This window comes from Polaromonas sp. P1_H6 (assembly GCF_056405195.1).
This window is the reverse complement of record NZ_JBFUCN010000029.1, coordinates 15,565-39,037: the sequence shown is the minus strand read 5'-3', so window position 1 is coordinate 39,037 and position 23,473 is coordinate 15,565. Positions and strand designations below refer to the sequence as shown.

Annotated in this window: 21 protein-coding genes; 14 read left to right on the top strand and 7 right to left on the bottom strand. The window is 64.9% G+C overall.

What is annotated here, in order from left to right:
* Positions 1 to 12: 12 nt before the first annotated feature.
* Positions 13 to 156, bottom strand: coding sequence for a hypothetical protein (locus tag AC1D1F_RS20880; protein ID WP_477655858.1), 144 nt, complete (start codon positions 154 to 156; stop codon positions 13 to 15).
* Here AC1D1F_RS20880 and mltA point away from each other — a divergent pair.
* Together mltA and AC1D1F_RS20870 are read left to right on the top strand one after the other, a co-directional pair.
* Positions 104 to 1,345: a murein transglycosylase A gene (gene mltA / locus AC1D1F_RS20875; RefSeq protein WP_477675748.1), complete on the top strand. Its 1,242-nt coding sequence runs from the start codon at positions 104 to 106 to the stop codon at positions 1,343 to 1,345. The genes AC1D1F_RS20880 and mltA overlap by 53 nt on opposite strands.
* Positions 1,346 to 1,365: 20 nt before the next feature.
* On the top strand, positions 1,366 to 1,758 hold the full coding sequence (locus AC1D1F_RS20870) for a hypothetical protein (protein WP_477675747.1): 393 nt from the start codon (positions 1,366 to 1,368) through the stop codon (positions 1,756 to 1,758).
* 73 nt (positions 1,759 to 1,831) lie between these two features.
* Here AC1D1F_RS20870 and AC1D1F_RS20865 read toward each other — a convergent pair whose 3' ends face one another.
* A complete protein-coding gene (locus AC1D1F_RS20865) occupies positions 1,832 to 2,485 on the bottom strand; it encodes a hypothetical protein (RefSeq protein ID WP_477675746.1) in 654 nt (217 codons plus the stop codon).
* Positions 2,486 to 2,644: 159 nt separating this feature from the next.
* Between AC1D1F_RS20865 and AC1D1F_RS20860 the strand changes: the two genes are divergently transcribed.
* Positions 2,645 to 3,040, top strand: a complete 396-nt coding sequence (locus AC1D1F_RS20860; RefSeq protein ID WP_477696603.1) for a hypothetical protein — start codon at positions 2,645 to 2,647, stop codon at positions 3,038 to 3,040.
* Between the two features lie 71 nt (positions 3,041 to 3,111).
* Here the strand turns inward: AC1D1F_RS20860 and AC1D1F_RS20855 are convergent, their stop codons facing one another.
* Positions 3,112 to 3,585, bottom strand: coding sequence for an Lrp/AsnC family transcriptional regulator (locus AC1D1F_RS20855; protein ID WP_477683197.1), 474 nt, complete (start codon positions 3,583 to 3,585; stop codon positions 3,112 to 3,114).
* Between the two features lie 340 nt (positions 3,586 to 3,925).
* On the opposite strand from AC1D1F_RS20855, the gene AC1D1F_RS20850 reads away from it, so the two are divergent.
* From AC1D1F_RS20850 to AC1D1F_RS20830, 5 genes are all read left to right on the top strand, one after another.
* A complete protein-coding gene (locus tag AC1D1F_RS20850; RefSeq protein WP_477696601.1) occupies positions 3,926 to 7,492 on the top strand; it encodes an indolepyruvate ferredoxin oxidoreductase family protein in 3,567 nt (1,188 codons plus the stop codon).
* A gap of 219 nt (positions 7,493 to 7,711) precedes the next feature.
* Positions 7,712 to 8,059 (top strand): preprotein translocase subunit YajC, encoded by a 348-nt coding sequence (gene yajC / locus AC1D1F_RS20845; protein WP_477655865.1) that lies wholly within the window; start codon positions 7,712 to 7,714, stop codon positions 8,057 to 8,059.
* A gap of 106 nt (positions 8,060 to 8,165) precedes the next feature.
* Positions 8,166 to 10,043, top strand: a complete 1,878-nt coding sequence (gene secD, locus AC1D1F_RS20840; protein ID WP_477696600.1) for a protein translocase subunit SecD — start codon at positions 8,166 to 8,168, stop codon at positions 10,041 to 10,043.
* A gap of 37 nt (positions 10,044 to 10,080) precedes the next feature.
* The gene (gene secF, locus AC1D1F_RS20835; protein ID WP_477679018.1) at positions 10,081 to 11,034 is read left to right on the top strand and encodes a protein translocase subunit SecF; all 954 of its coding nucleotides are present in this window, start codon (positions 10,081 to 10,083) and stop codon (positions 11,032 to 11,034) included.
* 27 nt (positions 11,035 to 11,061) lie between these two features.
* Entirely contained in the window at positions 11,062 to 13,776 is a 2,715-nt protein-coding gene (locus tag AC1D1F_RS20830) for a DUF1631 family protein (RefSeq protein WP_477696599.1), read from the top strand.
* 71 nt (positions 13,777 to 13,847) lie between these two features.
* Here AC1D1F_RS20830 and AC1D1F_RS20825 read toward each other — a convergent pair whose 3' ends face one another.
* The 3 genes from AC1D1F_RS20825 to AC1D1F_RS20815 all read right to left on the bottom strand — a co-directional run bounded on the left by AC1D1F_RS20825 (position 13,848) and on the right by AC1D1F_RS20815 (position 16,868).
* The gene (locus AC1D1F_RS20825) at positions 13,848 to 14,363 is read right to left on the bottom strand and encodes a Smg family protein (RefSeq protein ID WP_477696598.1); all 516 of its coding nucleotides are present in this window, start codon (positions 14,361 to 14,363) and stop codon (positions 13,848 to 13,850) included.
* Between the two features lie 78 nt (positions 14,364 to 14,441).
* Entirely contained in the window at positions 14,442 to 15,548 is a 1,107-nt protein-coding gene (dprA, locus tag AC1D1F_RS20820; RefSeq protein ID WP_477678760.1) for a DNA-processing protein DprA, read from the bottom strand.
* 96 nt (positions 15,549 to 15,644) lie between these two features.
* Entirely contained in the window at positions 15,645 to 16,868 is a 1,224-nt protein-coding gene (locus AC1D1F_RS20815; RefSeq protein ID WP_477678761.1) for a LysM peptidoglycan-binding domain-containing protein, read from the bottom strand.
* A gap of 229 nt (positions 16,869 to 17,097) precedes the next feature.
* On the opposite strand from AC1D1F_RS20815, the gene def reads away from it, so the two are divergent.
* From def to pyk, 6 genes are all read left to right on the top strand, one after another.
* A complete protein-coding gene (def, locus tag AC1D1F_RS20810) occupies positions 17,098 to 17,619 on the top strand; it encodes a peptide deformylase (RefSeq protein WP_477683203.1) in 522 nt (173 codons plus the stop codon).
* 82 nt (positions 17,620 to 17,701) lie between these two features.
* Positions 17,702 to 18,688 (top strand): methionyl-tRNA formyltransferase, encoded by a 987-nt coding sequence (fmt, locus tag AC1D1F_RS20805; RefSeq protein ID WP_477677230.1) that lies wholly within the window; start codon positions 17,702 to 17,704, stop codon positions 18,686 to 18,688.
* Positions 18,689 to 18,695: 7 nt separating this feature from the next.
* Positions 18,696 to 19,448, top strand: a complete 753-nt coding sequence (locus AC1D1F_RS20800) for an AzlC family ABC transporter permease (protein ID WP_477696597.1) — start codon at positions 18,696 to 18,698, stop codon at positions 19,446 to 19,448.
* Complete coding sequence (locus AC1D1F_RS20795; RefSeq protein WP_477696596.1) at positions 19,445 to 19,780, top strand: AzlD domain-containing protein; 336 nt, start codon at positions 19,445 to 19,447, stop codon at positions 19,778 to 19,780. Before AC1D1F_RS20800 ends, AC1D1F_RS20795 begins: the two co-directional genes overlap by 4 nt.
* A 116-nt stretch (positions 19,781 to 19,896) precedes the next feature.
* Positions 19,897 to 21,090, top strand: a complete 1,194-nt coding sequence (locus AC1D1F_RS20790) for a phosphoglycerate kinase (protein WP_477677233.1) — start codon at positions 19,897 to 19,899, stop codon at positions 21,088 to 21,090.
* A gap of 115 nt (positions 21,091 to 21,205) precedes the next feature.
* A complete protein-coding gene (gene pyk, locus AC1D1F_RS20785; protein WP_477677234.1) occupies positions 21,206 to 22,639 on the top strand; it encodes a pyruvate kinase in 1,434 nt (477 codons plus the stop codon).
* Between the two features lie 16 nt (positions 22,640 to 22,655).
* Here the strand turns inward: pyk and AC1D1F_RS20780 are convergent, their stop codons facing one another.
* Positions 22,656 to 23,399 (bottom strand): phosphatase PAP2 family protein, encoded by a 744-nt coding sequence (locus AC1D1F_RS20780; RefSeq protein WP_477677235.1) that lies wholly within the window; start codon positions 23,397 to 23,399, stop codon positions 22,656 to 22,658.
* Between the last annotated feature and the right edge of the window lie 74 nt (positions 23,400 to 23,473).

Genomic DNA, 23,473 nt, shown 5'->3' with positions numbered 1-23,473 from the left:
GCCGGAGGCCGCTTACTTCTTGTCGGATTCCAGGCCGGGCGCCGGCGGTTCCGGCTCCTTCAGTTCACCGTTCTTGCGGCCCGAGAACATCGTCCACCACACAATGAACACCAGCAGCAGCAACGCCCCCAGGGCTTCCAGCAAAAGTAAGGCCATGACATTTCCTTGGATACCGTCGATACGCGCCGTGCATGAAAAACGCTCCATGCGGCTTGGGACGATTATCGCCATCACGGCCTTTCTGGCCTCTTGCGCCAGCCCGCCGCTGCCGCCCTCGTCGGCGCCGGCGGGGGAGCCTGCCGCGGCCGGCAGCCGTACCGGCGATTCCGGCCCCTTGCCCGCGCCCTTGGTGCAGGGCAAAAGCCGCTGGGTGGCGGTCCGCTGGGCCGAGCTGCCGGGCTTTGAAGAAGACGCGCTGTTCGAGGCCTGGAACGCCTGGCTCAAGAGCTGCGAGCGGCCGGGCCCTGTCTTCGCGCCCCTGTGCGCCGAGGTGCGCCGCCTGAGCATCGCCTCGGCCGACGCACAGCGCAACTGGATGGTGAGCCGGCTGCAGCCCTATCGCGTCGAAAGCCTGCAGGGGGCGGCCGACGGGCTGCTGACCAGTTATTACGAGCCCGTGCTCAAGGCCAGCCGCCAGGCCGGCGCGGGCTACGAGGTGCCGCTGTACCGTCCGCCGGCCTCGCTGGCCAGCCGCAAGCCGTGGTTCTCGCGGCAGGAGATCGACACCTCCCCCGAAGCGAAGTCGGCGCTGCGTGGCCGCGAGATCGCCTGGCTGGCCGATCCGGTCGAGGCGATGTCGCTGCACATCCAGGGTTCGGGCCGGCTCAGCCTGACCGAGCCCGACGGCTCGCAGCGCATGGTGCGCGTGGCCTATGCCGGTTCCAACGAGCAGCCCTTTCGCAGCGTCACCCAATGGCTGCTGGACCAGGGCGAAGGCCGCATGACCGCGCCCTGGATCGAGTCCACCAAGGCCTGGGCCGCGAAAAATCCGCCACAACGCGTGCAGCAGATGCTCTGGAGCAACCCGCGCTATACATTCTTTCAGGAGCAGCCCCTGAGCGAACTCGACACAGCCTTCGGCCCCAAGGGCGCGCAGGGCGTGGCGCTCACGCCGGGACGCTCCATCGCGGTCGACCCGGGCAGCATTCCCTACGGCACACCGGTGTGGCTGGCCTCTCGCGGCGCGGCGGGCAGCCTGCAAAAACTGGTGCTGGCGCAGGACACCGGCAGCGCCATCGTGGGTGCGGTGAGGGCCGACTATTTCGCCGGCACCGGACCCGAGGCCGGCCAGTTCGCCGCGCGCATGAACCAGCCGCTGCGGCTGTGGGTGCTCTGGCCCCGCTGAACCCTTCTTCAGGAGTCATCATGAACAAGGCAAGGAATACCTTTGCGGCGCTGTTGGCGATGGCGGCATTGGGCGGCTGCGCCGGCGGCAACTGGCAGGATGCGGGCCCGCTGTACCGCTGCGAGCACGGCATCGAGTTTCGCGCCAGGTTCATCGATGACACGGCGGTGCTGGAAGGCTCAGGCGGACGTGACCTGCTCCAGCGCGACGCCGGCGGCGAAGGGCCGCGCCAGACGGTGTACAGCAACCCGCGCATGCGCGCCGAATTCGGCCTGGGCGCCAGCGGTCGTGAAGCGGTGTTGCGCTATCCCTTGCTGCCTTTGGTGGCGCGCTGCGTGCGCTGCGCGACTGACCTTCCCCGAATTTCCCGAGCCGAAGCCGCTCACAAAGCCCAGCGAAGCGGTCCTGGCTAGGCGCGTCGCCGCAGACAGTACACCAGTACGGCAAGGCGGCGCAACAACGCCAGGAGGGGTTTTTGAGTGGCTTTTAACGTACCGAGAGGCGGACTTCCACGCGCATCCCGTCGCGACGGGTCGATTGCCGGCTGTCGGCGATGCCGCTGCTGTTGCCGGCGCTCGCGTCGTCGGACTCGGCCACGGTGACCCATTCCCCGAGGCGCACGCTCAGCGAGGTGCTGGTGGACGATGAGGACAAGGGCGCCGTCGGCGACGAGCCTGTGCGGCTGGCTTGTCCGGCGGCCAGTTCGAGCTCCACGCTGTCGCCGCCGTACCAGAGGGGCCGTGCCGAAAAGCCGCTGTTGGCATCGATGAACACGGTGGCGGCCTGGCGCCCCTGCACCAGCCGCAGCGGCTGGCTGTTGCCCAGGTTGATGTTGGCGGGTCGGCCGTTGAGTACCAGCACCCGTTGCACCAGGTCGCGTGTGTCGCTACGCTGGCTGTCCTGGGCCGTGATGTGGGCGTTCGCGCCCGAACGTCCCGGTTGCAGGACGATACCGCCCTGTGCGCCCAAGGCGCTCTGGGAGCGCAGGCTGCTGCCGGCCTGCCGAACTTCAATTTGCAGGTTGCGCATGGGCAGCGCTTCAGGGCTTGAATTGGCCGATGGCTGCGCCATGAGCCAGGCGGGGGCGAACATGGATGGCAGCAGGCACAGGGCGCAAACGGCGTTTCGGAATTTCGTCATGGAGATCTCCAGGGCAGGCGAACCAAGGGGAGAGAGCAGAGCCCCCCATATAAAGTGCTTGTTCCGGTCAAGGCAAGCTAACATGGTACTGAAGTCAGTTGCCCGACCGCCGTCTCACGCCTCAGAGGGTGTGAGCGCCGTGATTAAATCCGTGTTCCCATGAACCCCAAAACAAAAGTTATCGCCTGGATTTTTGGCATTGTTGCCGCGTACGCCGCCAGCGTCGGCCTCGGTGCTTATCGCATCGCTTCGGCGGATATGTTTCCGATGGCGAAGAACGGTTTGGCCGCATACCTGGTTGCCACGGGGTCACGTGAAGCCAACAAGCCGATTCACTTTAAATGGTGGTCTTCCTGGTATTTCAAAAACAGCGCCTCGGACGGGTGGGCCCAATTTTTACTTTGCACCTCTTCGGCCGACTGTCATTCCATCATTGCCTATGTGGACCTCGGCAGGTGGCAAATCAATGTTGACGGCAATAAAGTGAACACGGACAAGTGGATAGTTCTGCCCAGCGGCAACCTGGTGAACGCCGAAAAACCGCCCTCGAAATGAAGGCCTGAGCGCGGGTTCGAGCATTCCCAGGTTTCCCGGGGCTGCTTTGGAGAGCGTTGCCGGCCTGCGGACTAGCTTAAATGCCCGAGCGGCAGCGCGCTGCTGGCTTTGACCTCGCCCAGTGAAAAACTGGTGTGCAGGTCCTTCACATTGGGCAGGTTGATCAGGTTTTGCAGCGCGAACTTGCTGAAGGCCTCCAGGTCCTGTGCCACCACCTGCAGTTCAAAGGTGCCGGTGCCGCTGATGTAGTGGCAGGAGACGATCTCCGGCAGCTTCTTGATGGCCTCCTCGAGCTGGCGCGTGGCGTCGCCGCTGTTGCGGTCGGCGTCCAGCCGCACAAAAGCCAGCACGCCCAGCCCGATCTTGTGGCGGTTGATCTCGGCCCGGTAGCCGGTGATGAAACCGCTTTCTTCCAGCGCCCGCACACGCCGCCAGCAGGGCGCGGCCGACAGGCCCACACGCGAAGCCAGCTCGGTGTTCGTCAGGCGCGCATCCAGCTGCAACTCATTCAGGATTGCGATGTCAAACTTATCTAATGTTTCCATATTTGCTATTTTGCAGCAAGATCCTTTCTAAAACCACCCTAAATCAGGCAAACAAAGCAAAGACATATCAGGGCCGGCGGCATACACTTTGCATGCATATAGAGGGCCAGCCCTAACCGGACTGCCCTTTGCAAGCCTGCCCACAAGGCGGTACCAAAAACAGCCCCTGGAGACCCACGAACATGAACGCGCCCCTACCTGAACACATCCGCAAGGCCCTGGAGACCGTCACCCTCGACGAAAACTCGCGAAGCGGGTTTCGCCGAAGGCATAAGTATTCAGGCGGCGAAGCCGGCTGTGCTGTATTTGTCGTCGAGTTTGTTCGCATGGGAGATGCAGCATGAACGCCCCACTTCCCGAGCACATCCGCAGGGCGCTGGAAACCGTCACGCTCGACGACAAATACAGCTTAGGCCGCGGCCGTGCTTTCATGAGCGGAGTCCAGGCGTTGGTCCGCCTGCCCATGCTGCAGCGCACGCGCGATGCCATGGAAGGCCTGAACACGGCGGGTTTTGTCAGCGGCTACCGCGGCTCGCCGCTGGGCGGCTATGACCAGGCGCTGTGGGCCGCGAAAAAGCACCTGGCCGCGCAGAACATCGTGTTCCAGCCCGGCGTCAATGAGGAACTAGGGGCCACTGCCGTCTGGGGCACGCAGCAGCTGGACCTGTACCCGCAAAGCAAGAAATTCGACGGCGTGTTCGGCATCTGGTACGGCAAGGGCCCGGGTGTGGACCGCTGTTCGGACGTCTTCAAGCACGCCAACATGGCCGGCACCGCCAAACACGGCGGCGTGATCGCCATCGCCGGCGACGACCACGTCTCCAAAAGCTCCACCGCCGCCCACCAGAGCGACCACATTTTCAAGGCCTGCGGCCTGCCGGTGTTCTTCCCGTCGAATGTGCAGGACATCCTGGACATGGGGCTGCACGCCTTCGCCATGAGCCGTTTTTCGGGTGTCTGGTCGGGCATGAAAACCATCCAGGAAGTCGTGGAGTCCTCGAGCTCCATCCTGGTCGACCCGGACCGCGTGAAGATCATCATCCCCGAAGACTTCGAGATGCCGCCCGGCGGCCTGCACATCCGCTGGCCCGACGCGCCGCTGGAGCAGGAAGCGCGGCTGATGGACTACAAATGGTATGCCGCGCTGGCCTACATCCGCGCCAACAAGCTTAATTACAACGTCATCGCCGGTCCCAAGGACCGCTTCGGCCTGATCGCCAGCGGCAAGGCCTTCAACGACACGCGGCAGGCGCTGGCCGACCTGGGGCTTGATGAAGAGACCTGCCACCAGTTGGGCATTCGCCTGCACAAGGTCAACGTGGTCTGGCCGCTGGAGGCCACCATCACGCGCGACTTCGCCGAAGGCCTGCAGGAAATCCTGGTGGTGGAAGAAAAACGCCAGGTCATCGAATACCAGATCAAGGAAGAGCTCTACAACTGGCGCGCCGATGTGCGGCCCAACGTGCTGGGCAAGTTCGACGAACCCGAGGGCGATGCCTCGGGCGGCGAATGGGGCCGCTCCAACCCGAGCGACAACTGGCTGCTGCGCGCCAAGGCCGACCTGACGCCTGCCATCATCGCCAAGGCGATCGCCAAGCGCCTGAAAAAACTCGGCGTGCCGGCCGATGTGATCTCTCGCATGGACGAGCGCCTGGCCGTGATCGAGGGGCGTGAACGGGCTCTCGCTGAAGGCAAGGCCGACACCGGCGAGCGCGCGCCCTGGTTCTGCAGCGGCTGCCCGCACAACACCAGCACACGCGTGCCAGAAGGCTCACGCGCCGTGGCCGGCATAGGTTGCCACTACATGGCGACCTGGATGGACCGCTCCACCTCCACCTTCACCCAGATGGGCGGCGAGGGCGTGACCTGGGTGGGCCAGGCGGCCTTCACAACCGACGCGCATATTTTTGCCAACCTCGGCGACGGCACCTACTTCCACAGCGGGCTGCTGGCGATACGCCAGGCCATCGCCTCGGGCGTGAACATCACCTACAAGATTCTTTACAACGACGCGGTCGCCATGACCGGCGGCCAGCAGGTTGGTGAGCGGCCGGAGGGCCACTCGGTGCTGCAGATCATGCAAAGCCTGCGCGCCGAGGGCGTGGCCAAACTGGTGATCGTGACCGACGAGCCGCAAAAATACGACAGCGCGCCGCTGCTCGAGGGCGTGACGGTGCACCACCGCGACGAACTGGACCGCATCCAGCGCGAGTTCCGCGAACTGAAGGGCACGACCGCCATCATTTACGACCAGACCTGCGCGACGGAAAAACGCCGCCGCCGCAAACGGGGAACCCTGGTGGACCCGGAAAAACGCGTGGTCATCAACGAATTGGTCTGCGAAGGCTGCGGCGATTGCTCGGTGCAGTCCAACTGCCTGTCGGTGGAGCCGCTGGAGACCGAGTTCGGCCGCAAGCGCCGCATCAACCAGAACACCTGCAACAAGGATTATTCCTGCGTGAAGGGCTTTTGCCCCAGCTTCATCACGGTCGAGGGCGGCCAGTTGAAGAAACCGAAGAAAGAAAAGAAGGGCGCGCCCAACAGCCTGCCGCCGGTTCCAGAACCCATCTTGCCCGTGGCCGAACACGCCTGGGGCATTGTGGTCGGCGGCGTAGGCGGTACCGGTGTCATCACCATCGGCCAGTTGCTGGGCATGGCCGCGCACATTGAAGGCAAGGGCGTGGTCACCCAGGACGCGGGCGGCCTGGCGCAAAAAGGCGGCGCCACCTGGAGCCACATCCAGATCGCCAACCGGCCCGAAGCGATTTACACCACCAAGGTCGACACCGCCAAGGCCGACCTGGTCATAGGCTGCGACCCCATCGTGGCCGCCAGCAAATACACGCTGACCGTCATGCAGCCGGGCCGCACCTACGTAGCCATGAATTCGCATGGCACGCCGACGGCGGCTTTTGTGACCAACCCCGGCTGGCAGTTTCCGGGCGGCAATTGCGAAACTGCCGTCACTTCCGCAGTGGGCGCTGACTTGTTGGGCAGCTTCGATGCCGAGCAAGTGGCGGTGCAGCTGGTGGGCGATTCGATCTACACCAACCCGCTGATGCTGGGCTTCGCCTGGCAAAAAGGGCGCGTGCCGCTGTCGCATGCCGCGCTGATGCGCGCGATCGAGCTCAACGGCGTGCAGGTCGACAACAACAAGGCGGCCTTTGAATGGGGCCGTCGCTGCGCGCACGACCTGGCATCGGTGCAGGCTTTGTTCAAGGCGGCGCAGGTCATCGAATTCGTGAAGAAGCCGGCACTGGCCGAAATGCTGGCCAAGCGGGTGGACTTCCTCACGGCCTACCAGAACGCCGCCTACGCCCAGTCCTACCAGTCCTTTGTCGAGCAGGTGCGGGGCGCCGAGGCGGTGCTCGGCAAAACGACGCTGACCGAAGCCGTGGCGCGTTACCTGTTCAAGCTGATGGCCTACAAGGACGAGTACGAGGTGGCGCGCCTGCACACCGACACGGCCTTCCTGGGCAAAGTGAACGCCATGTTTGAAGGCGACTTCAAGCTTCATTACCACCTGGCGCCGCCGCTCATTGCGTCGAAAAACGACAAAGGCGAACTGCAGAAGAAGCAGTTCGGCCCCTGGATGCTGGGTGCGTTCAAGGTGCTGGCCCGCCTGAAGGGCCTGCGCGGCACCCCGCTGGACGTCTTTGGCCGCACCGAAGAGCGGCGCACGGAGCGGGCCCTGATCGAGGAATACAAAACCAGCCTGGAAGAAGTGCTGGCGGGCCTGACGGCCGAAAACCACGCCACGGCGCTGGAAATCGCCCGGATTCCCGAAATGATCAAGGGCTATGGCCACGTCAAGGCGCGCCACCTGGCCGCCGCGCGGCCGCAATGGGCCGCGTTGATGCAGTCCTTTCGTACCCCCGGATCTACCGTCCAGCGGAAAGCCGCCTGAGCCTGGGGCCGCCCCGACCCCGGCCTTTCCCCGACAAGCCGGCCTCGCGGCAAAGCCCGCGGCGGCCCGCTGCGCGTAAACCCGGCTTGAAAAGCCCCTGGGGTGCGCCAGTTACCCCTTTGTGCGGCTGCCCTGCCGCATACAATCGTGGACTCCGCGCGCCGTCCGTGCTGGACGGCGCGCGCGCCAGTGTGTCTTTAATATGTTGTGGAGTTAGCCGTGTTCATTTCTTCCGCCTTTGCCCAAACCGCTCCAGCCGCAGCCGCCGGTGGCGACATGATGTCGCTGTCCTCGCTTCAGGGCATGCTGCCCCTGGTGCTGATGTTTGTGGTGCTGTATTTCGTCATGATCCGCCCGCAGATGAAAAAGCAGAAGGAGCATCGCGCCATGATCGACGCGCTGGCCAAGGGCGATGAAGTCGCGACGGCCGGCGGCCTGCTCGGCAAGGTGAGCAAGCTGGGTGACGTTTACCTGACCCTTGAGCTGGCCCCCGGCGTTGAGGTGCAGATGCAGCGCAGCGCCATCATCCAGGTCCTGCCCAAGGGCGCGATCGGCACGGCCAAGTAAGGCATCAGGCCCCTTGTGAGGATCCACAGGGGCTTGCGGTATATCGGGGCTGCTGCTTGATGCGGGCGCCCCTTTTGTTCATTTGTCCACCAGGAACAGCCCTCCCATGAATCGTTATCCGGCCTGGAAGTACGCCATCATCGTGGTCGCGCTGCTGATCGCGGCTCTGTACACACTGCCCAATTTCTTCGGTGAAGCGCCTGCGGTCCAGGTGTCCAGCAGCAAATCCATCGTCAAAGTCGACAGCACGACCCTCGCCAAGGTCGAGCAGTCCCTCAAGGACGCCGGCATCGCGGCCGACGCCATCACGCTCGAAGGTAATTCCATCAAGGCGCGCTTCGGCGACACCGACACGCAGCTCAAGGCCAAGGATGCCATCCAGAAAGCCCTGGCGCCCGATGCGAACGATCAATCCTATGTGGTCGCGCTCAATCTGCTGTCGCGTTCGCCCGCCTGGCTGACTTCGCTGCATGCCTTCCCGATGTACCTCGGGCTGGACTTGCGCGGCGGCGTCCATTTCATGCTGCAGGTGGACATGCAGGCGGCGCTGACCAAGCGTGCCGAATCCCTGGCCGGCGACATCCGCCTGTCGTTGCGCGAGAAGAACATCCGGCACGGCGGCATCAGCCGCAATGGGCAGGCCATTGAAATCAAGGTGCGCGACTCCGCCACCCTGGCCTCCGCCAAAGGGCTGATCCAGGACCAGTTCGCCGACCTGCAGACCGTCGATGCGCCGGACGGCACCGAATACAAGCTGACGGCCAGCATCAAGCCTGAAGCCGCGCGCCGTATCCAGGACCAGGCGCTCAAACAGAACATCGTGACCCTGCACAACCGCATCAACGAGCTGGGCGTGGCCGAGCCGGTGATCCAGCAGCAGGGCATAGACCGCATCGTGGTGCAACTGCCCGGCGTGCAGGACACGGCCAAGGCCAAGGACATCCTGGGCCGCACCGCCACGCTGGAAATGCGCCTGGTGGACGACAGCGCCGAGGCTCGGGCCGCCGCGGGCAATACCGGCGCGGTCCCTTTCGGCGACGAGCGCTTCTTCGAACGCAACGGCCAGGCGGTGATCGTCAAGAAGCAGGTGATCCTGACCGGCGAGAGCCTGACGGATGCCCAGCCCGGCTTCGACTCGCAGAACCAGCAGCCCAAGGTGGACCTCACGGTCGATGCCAAGGGCGGGCGCATCATGCGCGACACCAGCCGCGAAAACCTCAAGAAGCGCATGGCCATCGTGCTGTTCGAAAAAGGCAAGGGCGAGGTCCTGACGGCGCCCGTCATCCAGGGTGAGCTCGGCAACCGCTTCCAGATTTCCGGCTCCATGAGCGTCACCGAAGCCAACGACCTGGCGCTGCTGCTGCGCGCCGGCTCGCTGGCCGCGCCCATGGAAATCATCGAGGAGCGCACCATAGGCCCGACCCTGGGCGCCGACAACATCTCCAAGGGCTTTCACAGCGTGTCCTGGGGGTTTGTCGTGATCGTGGCCTTCATGGCGGCGTATTACATGCTCTTCGGCCTGTTCTCCGGCCTGGCACTGGCCGTCAACCTGCTGTTGCTGGTGGCGGTGCTGTCCATGTTGCAGGCGACCCTGACCCTGCCCGGCATGGCGGCCATGGCGCTGGCGCTGGGCATGGCCATCGACTCCAACGTGCTGATCAACGAGCGCGTGCGTGAAGAGCTGCGCAGCGGGGCATCGCCGCAGGCGGCCATCCACGCGGGCTATGAACGGGCCTGGGCCACCATCCTGGACTCCAACATCTCGACGCTGATCGCCGGCCTGGCCTTGCTGGCCTTTGGTTCCGGCCCGGTCCGCGGCTTCGCGGTGGTGCACTGCATCGGTATTTTGACCAGCATGTTCTCGGCGGTGTTTTTCTCGCGTGGCCTGGTCAACCTCTGGTATGGCCGCCAGAAAAAGCTCAAGTCGGTTTCCATCGGCACCGTGTGGCGGCCCGCCGCGTCCGGCGCCGTGGCGACCAAGTAATCCCGGCCTTTTTTCCTGAGTTTCCCAAGGACCCCAGATGGAATTCTTCAAAATCCGGCGCGACATTCCGTTCATGCGGCATGCCCTGATTTTTAACATCATCAGTTTTGCGACTTTTGCGCTGGCCGTCTTCTTCCTGATCACGCGCGGCCTGCACCTGTCGGTGGAGTTCACCGGCGGTACCCTGATGGAGGTGAACTACACCCAGGCCGCCGACGTCGGAAAGATCCGCGACACCGTGGCCGGCCTGGGATTCACCGACGTGCAGGTGCAGAATTTCGGCACCTCGCGCGACGTGATGATCCGCCTGCCCGCCCAGAAGGGCGTGAGCACCGCCCAGCAAAGCGACAAGGTGCTGGGAGCCCTGAAGGCGGCCAGCCCCGACGTGACGCTGCGCCGCACGGAATTTGTGGGCCCGCAGGTCGGTGAGGAGCTGGCCCATGACGGGCTGAAAGCGCTCGCCATGGTGGTCTTCGGCATCATGGTTTACCTGGCCTTCCGCTTTGAATGGAAGTACGCGGTGGCGGCCATCATCGCCAATTTGCACGACGTCGTCATCATCCTGGGCTTCTTCGCGTTCTTCCAGTGGGAGTTTTCGCTGGCCGTGCTGGCGGCGGTGCTGGCGGTGCTCGGTTATTCCGTGAATGAATCGGTGGTGATCTTCGACCGGATCCGCGAGAACTTCCGCCGCTACCGCAAGATGAACACCGTGGAGATCATCGACAACGCGATCACCTCCACCATCAGCCGGACCATCATCACCCACGGCTCGACCCAGATCATGGTCCTGTCCATGTTGTTATTCGGCGGTCCTACACTTTTTTACTTTGCCCTGGCCCTGACCATCGGCATCCTGTTCGGCATTTATTCATCGGTTTTTGTGGCGGCCGCGATTGCGATGTGGCTGGGCATCAAGCGGGAAGACCTGGTCAAGGCACCGGCCAAAAAAGGCGAAGATCCCAATGACCCCAACGCAGGGGCCACGGTGTAAGCTATAGGCTAATCATCCAGGGCGGTCGTGGCTCCAAGCAACAAAAATAACAGTCTTCTGGTCGAGCAGGCTCGCGCGCTGTTTACGGAGCGTGCCGCACGGATATTGCCCGCACTCGCCAAAACCATCAAGGACAAACTGTCCGCGCTGGTCGACCAGCCGGGCAGCGCCCGCGACATGCAGGAAAGGCGCGACGGCTGGCTGGCTTTCCAGAAAAGCGGCGATGCCTGGGTTCGCGGTACCGCCGCGGCCTGGGCCAACGCGCAGGCCGTTCCCGCCGCCAACTCGCCCGCCCGTTTTCTGGACAGCGGTAAATTCGAACTGATGGGTAACGACGTGATGGAGGACAAAATCCTCGCCTCACGCCTGGCCCTGCGCCTGCTCGATTTCACCAGCTGGGAACTCAACGACCTTCGCTTGCGCATCCAGAACCTGGAGGGGATTTCCGAGCTTCACAAGCAGGACATCCTGCGTCCCGAAGTGCTCGCCCAGCATCTGGTCGAGCAATGGAGCATTGCTTCCCTGCCTCGCGAAGTCTTGGTTGCGGTCCAGAGTTCCATCCAGAAGGACATGGGCGAGCACCTGCTGGAGACCTACCACGCCACCAACGAATTCCTGGTGCAACACGGCGTCATGGCCGAAATCGACCTGAGGCCGCTGGTCAAGCGCACGCCTTCGGCCGCCGGTGCCGGCGCTGGCGCCGCCGCCAAAACGGCAGCTGAAGCGCAGAGAGACAAAGCCCCACAGGGCGGTGACCACCGGGCGGGGTCCGGCATGGGGGGCGGAGGTGCTTCAGGCGGTGTTGCGGCTTACGACGGCGCTGGCGGGAACAATGCCTCATCTTCCTATGGTGACTCCGGTGGCAATCCGTCGTCCCCCGGCGGCCGGGGCCCGGCTTCCGCGGGCGGTGCCCGAGGAGGCGGTTCCGGCGCAACTTCATCTTCACCTTCATCATCCAGGAGCGGCGCCGGCTCTCCCTACGGCGGGACCGGCAACGGTGTGGCGGGCGGTGGCGCGCGAGGCGCAAGCGGCGCGGCCGGCGGCGGCGTTTCTGGTGGGCAGGCGGCGGGCCGTTTTTCGGGCGGTGGCGCGGCCGCTCCTGGCGCCGCGGGCCGTCCCGGCAATGCGGGCAGCGGCGCTGAGAATGCCGGCAAGTCCAATGCGGCAAAAGGCCCTGAAGCGAACACCGGTCCCGGCCAGGGGGTGCACGAAGAAACCCGCATGCAGACCGCTACCACACCCCTGGCCAGGGCACGCATGCGCGCCCAAGGCGTGATGGGGCAACTCAAGCGCCTGCTGTCGAACCAGGCGGCGGGCTTCGACGACACGCGCCCCAGCCAGGCATCGCCGCCGCTGGCGCAGGCCATGGCCAGCGTGGAGCGCGCGGAAGAAACCGGCGCGGAACGCACCCTGCTCGCGGATGCGCAAGGCCAGGTCTACGGCCAGGCGCAGGTGGACCATGCCGCGGGCGTTCTGCGTGAGCGCACCACCAAGCTCAAGGAGGCCGCTTCCACCTCCTCCGAAAAAGCGACGATCGAAATCGTGGCCTTGATGTTCCAGAGCATCCTGGCGGAAGACCGTATTCCCGCCGTGATCCGTGTCTGGTTCGCGCGCCTGCAGATGCCGGTGCTGCGTGTGGCGATCTCCGAGCCCGAGTTCTTCGAGTCCCTGCAGCATCCCGCGCGCCGCCTGATAGACCGCATGGGTTCCTGCGTGCTTGGCTTCGATGTCACGGTGGCGGGCGGCGTGCTGGAAGCCGAGATCAAGCGCGTCGTGCAGGTGATCGAGCAATACCCCGAAACCGGGCGCCGGGTGTTCCAGCTCGTTTACGATGAATTCGACAAATTCCTGTCCAGGTTTCTGTCGGAGCACGGCAGCGCAGCGCGCGTGGTGAGCGTGGCCCAGCAGGTCGAGCAAAAAGAGACCATGACCATCCAGTACACCATTGAGATGCGCAACATGCTCAATGACATGCCGGTCCGCGATGAAATCCGCGAGTTCCTGTTCAAGGTCTGGGCCGAAGTGCTGGCGATCGCCGCCATGAAGAACGGCCCGCAGCATGAGGAGACCCTCACGCTCAAGCGGGCCGCCGCCGACCTGGTGTGGGCGGCCAGCGCCAAGCCCAACCGCAACGACCGCGCCCGCGTCATCGCCGACCTGCCCAAGTTGCTGCAGCTGTTGCGCTTGGGCATGTCCATGCTGGGGCTGGGCGTGGCCGACCAGGACGGGCACCTGAAAATCATCAGCGACACGCTGGCCGACGCCTTCATGTCCAAGACCGACGCGATTCCCGTGGAGAAGGTGGAGGCCATGGCCAAGCGCCTGACCAACCTCGAGGATTACCTGTCCGACGAGGATGTGGGGGATTTGCCGCTGGACACCGACAGCCTGGTGACCATGATAGGCATAGACGCCACCGACATCGAGGTGATCGCCGACGGCGGCAGCCATCCCACCGAGGCCATGCGCGCCTGGGCCAAGGAGCTGCAGCTGGGCTCATGGTTCAGCCTGGACCACAACGGAAAAGTCAGCCATGTGCAGTTCGCCTGGTGCAGCGATCGCAAGCAGCTGCACCTGTTTGCTTCCGCTGACGGCCGCAATTTCCTGATCCAGGCGCGCCGCCTGGCCGCTTACCTGCAGGCGGGCTTGCTGGTGCCGACCGAAGAAGAGGCGCTGACGGTGCGCGCCACGCGCGACGCGCTGGCCAAGCTCGACGCCAATCCCGAGCGCCTGCTGGGCTAGGCCTCTAAATTACGCATTGGAAGGGGCTCTCCTGGCGCGCGGGATAGTCGCCGGCGCCTGGCGTTCAGCGCTCAGTGGGCCAGGCGGAATTCCGAGTCGTCGCACAGCTCGTCGAGCACCAGCGCATCGGGCTCTTCGCCGAAACTCCAGTACACCATGAGGACGATGATTTTCAGGTCGTCCAGCGTCACCGGGTCGCCCGGCGCCGCCATGGCGCGGTCGATGACGATCTCGCGCATGTGCGGCGGCAACACGCCGGAAGATTCGAGAAAGCTCACAAAACCCAGGCTCTGCGCGCCCAGGTGCACCTGCTCGGCGACGGAGTACACACGCAGGCTGCCGGCGGATTGCGGCTGGATGGCGGAGGCTGTTGCGGAGGAGTCACCGCTATCCTGAGGGGTTTTGGCCGGCAGGCTGATTTGCGTGCCCTGGGCCGCGGTGTTCAGGCCGTCGAGCCAGACAAGGGCTGCCTGGATTTCCTCGGCATCGAAGCCCGCCGCGGTGAGTTTGCGGCTCAGTCGGTGGAGTTCGGGGCAAGCGTCACCTTGCCAGTAATTCTCGTAGACGTACACCAGTACTTCAAACATGCACCCAATATAACGCAGATGCAGCCGGCCGTGTCAATCCTCCGGCCGGGCGCTTGAGGCGCATCGGAATTCGCTTCGTCAACCGGCTGCGAGGCGCTGGAACAGCCCGCCCGGCAGGCGCACCACCTGCCCGCACAGTTCGAGTTCCAGCAAGCTGGCCTGCAGCCGCGCGGTGTCCAGCCCGGTGCGCGCCTGCAGGGCGTCCAGGCTGACGGGGTCAAAGCCCAGGGCCGCGATCAGCGGGTCGCCGGCGTCCGGGCCGGTCGCCGTCTCATCAGTGCCGGTCGCGCGGGGGGCGCTAGAAAGGTTCAGCTCTTCCAGCACGTCCTGCGCCACTTCCACGAGCTTGGCGCCCTGCTTGATCAGCGCGTGGCAGCCGCGGGACTGGGGCGAGTGGATGGAGCCGGGAATGGCAAAGACTTCCTTGCCCTGCTCCGCCGCCAGCCGCGCTGTGATCAGCGAGCCCGATTGCAGTGCCGCTTCCACCACCAGGGTGCCGCGGGACAGGCCCGAGATGATGCGGTTGCGCCGCGGGAAATTCGCCGCCAGCGGGGGCGTGCCGAGGGGAAATTCGCTGACGATCATGCCCTGCTGCACGATCCGGTGTGCCAGCGCGAGGTGCTTCTTGGGATAGACCCTGTCCAGCCCGGTGCCCACCACGGCAATCGTTTCGCCGCCGCCCAGCAGGGCGCCGTCATGCGCCGCGCCGTCAATGCCGAGGGCCAGTCCCGAGACCACGCAGAGCCCGGCGGCGCCGAAGGCCTTGGCGAACTGCCGGGCATTGGCCTCCCCCTGCGGTGTCGGGTTGCGGCTGCCGACGATGGCGATGAGCGGCGCCGCCGTTGGCCGCCCGGCCAGCGTGCCCAGCATGTAGAGCATCAGGGGCGGGTCCTCGATGTCGAGCAGGGCTGTGGGGTAGGCGGCGTTGCCCAGCGTGACGACCTGCCTGTCCTCGCCGGCCTGCAGCCATTCGAGGGTGACCTGCAACTGGGCGGCCAAAGCCGGCGGTTCCGCCAGAATGGCTTTGGCCAACTTGGCCGTGCCGAGTTGCGTGAGGGCGGCCGCGCTCTGGTTGAAGATGGCCTGGGCCGACCCAAAAGCCGCCAGCAGTTTGCGCGCGGTGTCGTTTCCCACGCCGGGGGAAAGGGTCAATCGCAGCCAGGCCTGGAGCTCTTGCGTGTCCACGTCGGTCTGGCTTTGGGAGAGGGCCGGCGGTTGGCGGGCGAGCGAGCACTGCGTCCGCGGGCCGCGCCGTGGCGCGCCCGGGCACAGGCGGCGCGCTTAATTCGGGTTGGCGAAGCGGTCGCCGACTTTGACGCCGTCGGTGATCTGCAGGATCAACGCGTAGGAGAGCTTGTCAAACGTGCGGAACACCATCAGCAAGCCGTTGCGCTCGTTGGGCAGCTTGATCTGCGGCCGCGCGCTGTCGGTCTTGTCGGCCAGGCGCTCGCCGTCCTTGAGGATGGCCATGACATGGCCGCGTTCAAGCCCGTCCGAGGCGCCCCGGTTGATCACCACGACCTGGTTTTCAGCCGCGTTTGCCACAGCGCTGCCGTAAATGGAGACGATCTGGCCCGTGATCGGGGTGGCGGGCGCATGCGGCACGTAGCTGACCAATTCCCGAGGAGGGTCGGGGAGCAGGCGGTCGCCGACGCGCATTTCTTCCTTGGTGGACACGATGTCGATGGTGGCGGGCACGATTTCCGGCTGGGGCTTGCCGTCCTTGCCTGGAATTTGGGTGACGGATTCGCCGCGCATGAGTTCGGCCTTGCCGATGTATTGCGCCTCGTAGCCCAGGATCTGCTGGGTGGTCGGGTCTTTCAGGGCCGTGGCATTGCGGTAGACGCGGTAATCCAGAGGCTGGCCTTTTGCGTCGCTCAGGGGAGTGCCGGTGGCGACGCCGCCCACGTACTCGCCGCGCGCATAGGCGCGGTCGCCACGGCTCAGGAGCACACGCCCCTCCTGGGCGGCGACGATACGGGGAGCCCTTGAAAAGGTCGCATCGTCAACCAGGACGGCTTCTGAGAGGAAGGGTTCTATGACATTGTTCTCTAGCGTGGGGATCGAGTTGTCGGCCAGGGATTCGTAGCGGGTGCGGGGCGACACGCGCACCGTGTCCGTCGGCGGGCCGTCGCTTGAGGCCTGGCGTGTGCGCAAGGTGGCACGGCCGCCGGTCTTGTCCAGGTAAAGGTGCTGCCCGGGGTAAATGCGGTGGGGGTTGCGGATGTCCTGCAGGTTCATGCCCCACAGTTCCGGCCAGCGCCAGGGGCTTTTGAGGAACAAGCCGGAGATGGCCCACAGTGTGTCGCCGCGCTTGACGGTGTACTCGTCCGGGGCGTTCGGCGCCAGTTCGCTGAGCGGGACGCCCGCCTGGGCGACCTGGGTGGCTGTTGCTTTTTGGCCCGGTGTGATGGGGAAATTCTGGGCATGCAGGCCGCCGGCAATGCCCAGAAGGGCGGTGGCGGCTATTGAAATTTGACTGAAACGACCAAAAATTGTTTGCATCTTTGTAGGCCTTCGGCGCTTTTTGAGGACTGGCACGGCACGATCCGCAACGGATGCGGGCGGAAAAGAGCGTGTCATATCTTGATAAATTACTAACGATTTTGTACCTAAGCCCTTGATTAAGCAACGAATACACGATTCTGGGAATATCAGGATGCTGAAAAACCGAGAAAAGTGGCGAAAATAGCGACATCTCCCCTTCGCCCCTCCTTTTCCCTTGCCTTCCCCCATGAGCCAGCTGACCATTCTTCGTTACCCCGATCCCCGCCTGCACACGGTGGCCAAACCCGTGGCGGCCGTGGACGCCCGCCTGCGCAAACTGGCCGACGACATGTTTGAAACCATGTACGAGGCGGCGGGCATAGGCCTGGCCGCCACCCAGGTGGACGTTCACGAGCGCCTGATCGTCATCGATGTGAGCGAAGACCGCAACCAGCCGATGGTGCTCATCAACCCCGAAATCGTCTGGGCCAGCGAGGAAACGCGTGTCGGCGACGAAGGTTGCCTGTCGGTGCCCGGTATTTATGATGGGGTGGAGCGCTCCACGGCGATCAAAGTCCAGGCCCTGGACCTGGACGGCAAGTCCCAGGTGTACGAAGCCGAGGGCATGCTGGCGGTCTGTATCCAGCATGAGATGGACCACCTGCTGGGCAAGGTGTTTGTCGAATACCTCTCTCCTTTGAAGCGCAACCGCATCAAGACCAAAATGATCAAGCAGAAGAAGGACGAAGACCGCGAGGCCGCCCACTGAGCGTTCGCCGGCCGTTTGCCGGCACGCGGGCTTTGCCGCCCGCAGTCCGGGATTTCCCTAGGACTCTTTAGAATCAGGCGCCATGCGCGTCATTTTTGCCGGTACCCCTGAGTTCGCCCGAGTCGCTGTCGAAAGATTGCACGCCGCCGGTTTTGAGATTCCCCTGGTCCTGACCCAGCCCGACCGCCCCGCCGGCCGCGGCATGAAATTGCAGGCCTCCCCCGTCAAGCAATGGGCTGAAACCGCCCATATCACGGTCGCCCAGCCCCGCAGCCTGCGCCTGGACGGCAAATTCCCCGATGACGCGGCCAGCGCCCGTGAGGCCATCACCGCCGCGCGTGCGGACCTCATGGTGGTCGCGGCCTACGGCCTGATCCTTCCGCAATGGGTACTGGACACGCCCAGGCTGGGCTGCCTCAATATCCATGCGTCCTTGCTGCCGCGCTGGCGCGGCGCGGCGCCCATCCACCGCGCCATCGAGGCCGGCGATGCGCAAACCGGCATCACCATCATGCAAATGGATGCCGGGCTGGACACCGGTGACATGCTGCTGGTGGACCGATTGCCCATCGCCGCGCAAGACACCACGGCCTCCCTGCACGACGGGCTGGCCGGCCTGGGCGGGCGGCTCATCGTCGAGGCGCTGGAACTCGCGGCCTGCGGCGGTCTCACGGCCACGCCCCAGCCTTCGGAGGGCGTGAGCTACGCCCACAAGATTGAAAAACACGAGGCCATGATCGACTGGATGCAAAGCGTCGCCGTGCTGGAGCGCCGCATCCGCGCCTTCAATCCCTTTCCGGGCGCGGCCGGCGTGCTGGCGGGCCAGACCCTCAAGTTCTGGCGCGCCGAAATCCTCGCAGGCGCGGCCCGGCCCGCCGGTGCGGAGGCCGGCCAGGTGCTGGCCGCCACTGCAGAGGGCATAGACATCGCCGCCGTGGACGGCGTACTACGCGTGAGCCGGCTGCAGAAAGCCGGCGGCAAGGCGCTGGATGCGGCCGATTTTTTGCGCGGTTTCGACATCCGGCCCGGCATGGTGTTCAGCCAGGCGCCGGCAGGTCAACAGGAATGAGGGTTTTGTGAAAACATTGTTCAAGCATCCGGAGTTCCGGGTAGGGGCCAGCGAACTCGCGGCGGTGGCGCCCGGCATTGCCGCCTGGGGCCTGATGACGGGCGTGGCCATGGCCAAGTCGGGCATGAGCCTGATCGAGGTGTTGCTGATGGCCATCCTGGTGTTTGCCGGCAGCTCGCAGCTGGCGGCCCTTCCGCTCATCGTGGCAGGCGCCCCCATGTGGGTGATCCTGGCGACCTCGTTTTGCGTCAACCTGCGTTTCATGGTCTTCAGCGCCCATCTGCGTCCCTATGTGATGCACCAGAGCCTGTGGCGGCGCCTGATTTACGGCTACGGCATGGCGGACCTCAATTACGTGCTGTTCACCAAGCGCTTTCCGCACCCTTCCACCGACCCGCTGGTCATCCGCGGGCAAGAGGCCTACTGGGCCGGCAGCTGCGGGGTCAGCTGGGTCAGCTGGGTCGGCGCCAGCCTGCTCGGCATCGCGCTGGCCAATTCCATCCCGCTGTCCTGGGGGCTGGGCTTCGCCGGCATCCTCGCGCTGCTGGGCATCATGTGCTCGCTGGCCACCACCCGGTTGCGCGTGGTGTCGGCCGGCATCGCCGGCGCGGCTGCCGTGGCCACCTTTGCCCTGCCGCTCAAGCTCAACATCCTGGTGGGCATCGCCGCAGCGGTGGCCGTCTGCCTCTTGCTGGAAAAACCAGTGCCGGCCAAGCCCGCCGCGCCCGCGCCCACGCCCGGAACAGGAGACGCCGCATGAACCAGACCGACCTCTGGACCGTGGCCACCATCCTCGGCATGACGGCGATCACCGTCCTCACGCGCTGCTTCTTTTTTCTCTCGGACAAACCCTGGACCTTGCCGGCCTGGGCCCAGCGCGGCCTGCATTACGCGCCCATCGCCGCGCTGGCCGCGGTCATCGTGCCGGAAATGGTGATGACCCAGGGCCATCTGATCGCCACCTGGAAGGACGCGCGCCTTTTTGCCGTCATTGCGGGCACGGCCTGGTACTACTGGCGCCACGGCGTGCTGGGCACCATCCTGGCCGGCATGGCGGTCTACCTGCCGCTGCACATAGCCCTCGGCTGGTAGGTAAGCAAACGCAAAGGCGCCTCGCGGCCGGGTTTACGGGGAAAACGCCCGCCTACAATTGCGGCAGCTCAGGCCGGCGCCGGCCTGAAAATCCACTTCCCTTGCGAGCCGTTTCCATGAATTTCATCCGTTTTTCCGACCTGTGCGCCAGCGGCAAAGTTGCCGGCAAGCGCGTGTTCATCCGTGCCGACCTCAATGTGCCGCAGGACGACGCCGGCAACATCACCGAGGACACGCGCGTGCGCGCCTCCATTCCCTGCATCCAGATGGCGCTGGACGCCGGCGCCGCCGTCATGGTGACCTCCCATCTCGGGCGGCCCGTGGAAGGCGAATTCAAGCCGGCCGACTCGCTGGCCCCCGTGGGCAAGCGACTGGGCGAACTCATGAAACGCGAAGTGCCGCTGGCCTCCAACTGGGTCGACGGCGTGGACGTCAAACCCGGCCAGCTGGTGCTGCTCGAGAACTGCCGCCTCAACAAGGGCGAGAAGAAGAACAGTGAAGAGCTGGCGCGCAAGATGGCCGCGCTCTGCGATATTTTTGTGCACGATGCCTTCGGCACCGCCCACCGCGCCGAAGCCTCCACCTACGGCATCGCGCAGTACGCGCCTGTGGCCAGTGCCGGCCCGCTGCTGGCGGCTGAAATGGACGCGATCTCCAAGGCGCTGTCCAGCCCGCGCCGGCCGCTGGTGGCCATCGTCGCCGGCAGCAAGGTGTCGACCAAGCTCACCATCCTCAAATCGCTGGCCGCCAATGTCGACCAGCTCATCGTGGGCGGCGGCATCGCCAACACCTTCATGCTGGCCGCCGGCCTGAACATCGGCAAAAGCCTGGCCGAAGCCGACCTGTTGGCCGAGGCCAAAGCCGTGATCGAGGCCATGAAGGCGCGTGGCGCCGAAGTGCCCATCCCGACCGACGTGGTCACCGCCAAGGCCTTTGCCGCCGACGCACCGGCCACTGTCAAAGCCGCGACCGAGGTGGACGACGACGACCTGATCCTCGACATCGGCCCGCAAACCACAGCCCGGCTCGCGGCGCAGTTGATGGCTGCCGGCACCATTGTCTGGAACGGCCCTGTCGGTGTCTTCGAGTTCGACGCCTTCGCCAAAGGCACCGAAGGCATTGCGCGCGCCATCGCTGATAGCAGCGCGTTCTCCATCGCCGGCGGCGGCGACACGCTGGCCGCGATCGCCAAGTACGGCATCGAAAAGCAGGTGGGCTACATCTCCACCGGCGGCGGCGCTTTCCTCGAAGTGCTGGAAGGCAAGACGCTGCCGGCCTTTGAGATTTTGCAGAAACGCGCCGCAGGCTGAGCGCTTTCGCCGTCTGCGACAAGGGGCTGTAATGGCCCCGGCGGCCAAATTGGTAACGCCTCCGTAACTGTTTCCGTGTGAAAATCGGAAACTAAATTACATGGAGACATTTCCTATGCCGCGTCGCGCCACCAAGATCGTTGCCACCCTCGGACCCGCCTCCAGCGACCCCGCACTGCTGGAGAAGATGATCCGCGCCGGCGTCAACGTGGTGCGCCTCAATTTCAGCCACGGCACCGCACAAGACCATGTGGACCGGGCCAAGCTGGTTCGCGAAGCCGCCCAGCGCGCCGGTCGTGAAGTCGCCATCATGGCCGACCTGCAGGGCCCCAAGATCCGCGTCGGCAAGTTCGCCGAAGGCAAGGTCCAGCTCGAGCCCGGCGAGAAATTCATCCTTGATGCCTCCCGCACCGAGCCTGGTGACCTCAGGGGCGTCGGCCTGGACTACAAGGAACTGCCGCGCGACGTCAAAGCCGGCGACGTGCTGCTGCTCAACGACGGCCTGATCGTGCTCACCGTCGACGTGGTGCGCGGCGAAGAAGTGCACACCACCGTCAAGCTGGGCGGCGAGCTGTCCAACAACAAGGGCATCAACAAGCAGGGTGGCGGCCTGACCGCCCCGGCGCTCACGGCCAAGGACATGGAAGACATCAAGACGGCCATGAGTTTCCAGGCCGACTATGTCGCGGTGAGCTTTCCCAAGAACGCCACCGACATGGAGATGGCGCGCCAGCTCTGCAACGTGGCCGCCGCGCCCTACAAACACAAGCCCGGCCTGATCGCCAAGATCGAGCGCGCCGAAGCCATTCCCAAGCTCGAGGAAATCCTGCGCGTCAGTGACGGCATCATGGTGGCCCGCGGCGACCTGGCCGTGGAAGTCGGCAATGCCGCCGTGCCGGCGCTGCAAAAACGCATGATCAAGATGGCGCGCGCCGGCGACAAGGTCGTCATCACCGCCACGCAGATGATGGAGTCCATGATCGTCAACCCGGTGCCCACGCGCGCCGAGGTCAGCGACGTCGCCAACGCGGTGCTGGACGGCACCGACGCGGTGATGCTCAGCGCCGAAACCGCCGCCGGCAAATACCCGCTGGAGACGGTCGAGGAAATGGCCAAGATCTGCGAGGAAGCCGAGAAGGCCGAATACAAGGAGCTGGAGGGCGATTTTTCCGGCAAGACCTTCAGCCGCATCGACCAGTCCATCGCCATGGGCGCGCTGTTCACGGCGCACCACCTGGGCGCCAAGGCCATCGTCGCGCTGACCGACAGCGGCTCCACGCCCTTGTGGATGAGCCGCCACGACATCCGCGTCCCGATTTACGCGCTCACGCCGCGCCTGGCGACGCAGCGCAAGATGGCCATATACCGCAATGTGCGCCCCCTGCTGATGGACACCAGCGCTGACCGGGACACCGCGCTTGAACAGGCTGAAGGCCACCTCTTGCGCCGCAATATCGTGCAAAGCGGCGATGTGTACGCCATTACCTGCGGCGAGCCCATGGGCGCGCCGGGCGGCACGAACATGCTGAAGATCTGTAGGGTAGCCTGAACCTTTCCGCCTGGGCCTATGGTCCCGGCGCCGCGAGGGCGGGCACCCGAGCCCGAGCCGGCGATGGCCTTTGCGAAATCATTTGACTGACGACGCTGTCGACCAGCGCAGCCGAGGTCCAGCACAGCCAGGCGGTCCAGAGCGTGTGGCTCATGTAATGGGCGCCGCGCACCTGCTGGGCCAGGCCCAGCACCAGACCTGCCAGCAATGCACCGGCCAGCCAGCGTTGCGCCGTCCGGGGCAGGGTGTGGCGGGACGCAAAAAATCCACCGATAAAAGCAAAGCCCGCCGAAGCGTGGCCGGCCGGAAAGCAGCCGCCACTGCCGCCGTCGCGCACGCCCCAGGCCCAGTGCGATACATAGGCCACCGTGCCGCCGAACTCATGCAGCTCCCAGGGGCAACTGGTGAGGCTGTGCAGCTTGAGGGTGGAGACCACCAGCAGCGACACCAGTGTGGTCAGCGCCAGCTGCACGCGCCGCTCCACGGCCAGTCGCCGCAGGGCACCGAAAGGCCGCGCGACTGCTGCCAGCAGCCCCAGTTCCACCAGCCAGGGTAGCCAGCGGATATCGTCGTGTAGCGTGCCGCGCCAGAACCAGTGATTTTCATAGGCAAAGCCTGCCTGGGACCCGAACCAGCGCGCCATCCACAGGTCCAGGCCCGAATGGTCCCAGGCGAGTAACACCGCGAGGCTCAGCAGCGTTCCCAGGAAAACATGGGGCAAAACAGGGGCGCCATCGTGAAAGGATCGGGAAGCGGTCATGGGAATTTCGCGCAAGCATGTGGGCAGGGGATGCCGCAAGATAGTGGGAGCGTCTTAACTCATCCTTAAGGCCT